At 74.1% G+C, this 2,581-nt stretch carries 2 protein-coding genes; both read left to right on the top strand.

Annotated features, from left to right (window positions below; translation table 11 throughout):
- Positions 1-271: 271 nt before the first annotated feature.
- The gene (locus tag C6N75_RS25775) at positions 272-1,684 is read left to right on the top strand and encodes a PQQ-like beta-propeller repeat protein (protein WP_258177617.1); all 1,413 of its coding nucleotides are present in this window, start codon (positions 272-274) and stop codon (positions 1,682-1,684) included.
- Positions 1,685-1,870: 186 nt separating this feature from the next.
- Positions 1,871-2,581 (top strand): response regulator transcription factor (locus C6N75_RS25770; protein ID WP_105871278.1); only part of this gene is annotated, 711 nt, incomplete at its 3' end.

Genomic DNA, 2,581 nt, shown 5'->3' with positions numbered 1-2,581 from the left:
GCCGTAACCGCCGCCGAACCAGCCGCCTGCCGGCGGTTACGGCTACCCGCAGCAGCAGCCGTACGGGGCGCAGCCCGCACCCGCCGAGGGCTACGGCTATCCGCAGCAGCAGCCGTACGGCCAGCAGTCCGGGTACGGCCACCCGTCGCCGTACGCCCAGCCGCCGGCCGGCTACGGCTACCCGCAGCCGCCGACCCAGGCCGTCGCGCCGCAGCCGGCGGGCGGGCGGAAGAAGCTGTCCGCGCAGGCGCAGATCATCGTGGCCGCCGCGGTGGCGATCGTGCTGATCATCGGCGCGGGCTTCTGGTACGCCAACAGCGGTCCCGGCAGCGACCGGGCCGACGAGGCCAAGAGCGGCTCGGCCGGTGCGGACGGCGGCAAGGACGGCGGCGGCAAGGGCGCGCCCGGGGGCGGCGGCAAGGAGAAGGCGCCGCAGGACCCCGCGGCGAAGGTCGGCTTCCAGCTGCCGGTGCCGCCGGTCCCCGACCTCACCCCGGTGGGCGGTTCGTGGGTGACGGAGCAGGCGTACGTCAAGGCAGGCGTCGACTCGGTCGTCGCCTACCAGCCGGACACGGGCAAGGAGCTGTGGAAGCTCCCCCTGCCGGGGGCGGTCTGCGCGGCCTCCCGGCACGTCCAGGACGGCAGGACGGCGATCGCCTACGAGGCGACCCGGCGCAAGGGGCCGAACTACTACCAGCCGTGCACCGAGATCGCCGGGCTCGACCTGGCCACCGGCAAGCTGCTGTGGACCAAGTCCGTCACCGGCGGCAACGCGGGTGACGACAAGGTGAAGTTCTCCGAGGTCACCGTGGGCGGCGGGACCGTCGCCGCCGGCGGCACGGACGGCGGCGCGGCCTGGGACCTGGCCACCGGCAAGGAGCTGTGGAAGCCCGAGGTCAACGCCGAGTCCTGCTACGACAACGGCTACGGCGGCGGCGCCGGCCTGGTCGCGGTGCGCCTGTGCGGCTCCTCCGATTCCCGCCGGGTGGAGATCCAGAACCTCGACCCGAAGTCGGGGGCGCCGGTGTCGACGTACAAGATGCCGGCGGGTGTGGAGTACGCGGGTGTGGTCTCCACCAAGCCGCTGGTGGTGGCCGCCGACGTGGGCGACACCGCGGGCGACGGCTCCAGCATCAGCGACTTCTTCTCCATCGACGAGGCGACCGGCAAGCTCAAGGCCAAGATCACCGCGGACGCCGACATGTACGCCGCCGAGTGCGGCTCCACCGAGGTGGAGAAGTGCGAGAAGGCCGTCGTCGGCAACAACCGCCTCTACGTGCCCACCGAGGAGCACGAGGGCGAGAGCGACACCGGCCGGACCAACGAGGTCGTCTCCTTCGACCTGGCCACCGGCAAGCCCACCACCGACAAGGCGCCGGCCGGGGAGAAGTACCACCTGCTGCCGCTGCGGATGGACGGCGGCAACCTCATCGCGTACAAGCCGCCGTCCTACGACGGCGGCGGGCAGGTCGTCAGCATCGACGGCGCGACCTTCCAGCAGACGGTGCTGATGAAGAACCCGGCGGAGGAGCCGGTGCGCCGGGCCGAGGGCGAGTTCGAGTTCGACTACCTGGAGATCCGGTACGCCGACGGCCGGCTCTTCCTCTCCCAGGACAACGTCGACAAGATCGACAACCCGGAGCTGGACCGCAAGTACCTGGCGATGGTGCTGACCACGCACTGACGCCCCGGCCCGTCGTACGAGTGGATCCGCCCCCCGCGCCCGCGCCGGGGGCGGATTCGCGATTACGGGGGGCTTTCGCCGCGTAGGGGGAGCGCGCCGTCGAACAAGCGTGTAGCTTGCCGGGTCAACACAGCCGGGCGTGCTGGGGCGGTGCGGCCCCTTCCCGGTGAGGGGGAGGGACGTCCGATGGGCGTGCGGGTCATGGTGGTCGACGACCACCGGCTGCTCGCCGAGGCGCTGGCCTCGGCGTTGAAGCTGCGCGGGCACCGGGTGCTGGCCGCGGCCGCGCCCGCCGCGGGGGCGGCCGAGCTGGTGGTGAGCCGCGCCCCGGAGGTGTGCCTGCTGGGGACGTCCGCGCCGGCCGAGCCGGGGGCGTTCGACCTGGTGACGGCGATCAAGCGGGAGCGCCCGCAGGTCGCGGTGGTGGTGCTCGGGCCGGTGCCCAGCCCGCACGGCATCGCGGCCGCCTTCGCGGCGGGCGCCTCCGGCTACGTACGGCAGGACGAGCGGATCGAGGGCGTGGAGCGGGCCATGCTGAAGGCCCGGGCCGGCGAGGCGGCGGTGGCCCCGCAGTTGCTGCGGGGGGCGTTCACCGAGCTGCTGAACCCGGTGGCGCAGCCGGACGACGAGGCGCAGCGGCTGCTGCGGTTGCTGACCCCGCGCGAGGTGGAGGTGCTGGTGCGGGTCGCCGAGGGCGAGGACACCCGGCGGATCGCGGCCGGGATGGGGATCGCCCCGAGTACGGCGCGGACCCACGTCCAGCGGGTGCTGATGAAGCTGGACGTGGGGTCGCGGCTGGAGGCCGCCGCCCTGGCGGCCCGGACCGGGCTGCTGGAGCGGGCGGCGGGGCCCGCCGAGAGTGGCTGGGCGGGCGGGGTCCGGAGCGCGGGCCGGGGC

It is taken from the genome of Streptomyces solincola (genome assembly GCF_002982015.1).
Lineage (GTDB): Bacteria > Actinomycetota > Actinomycetes > Streptomycetales > Streptomycetaceae > Streptomyces > Streptomyces solincola.
This window is presented reverse-complemented; position numbering and strand designations above follow the sequence as displayed.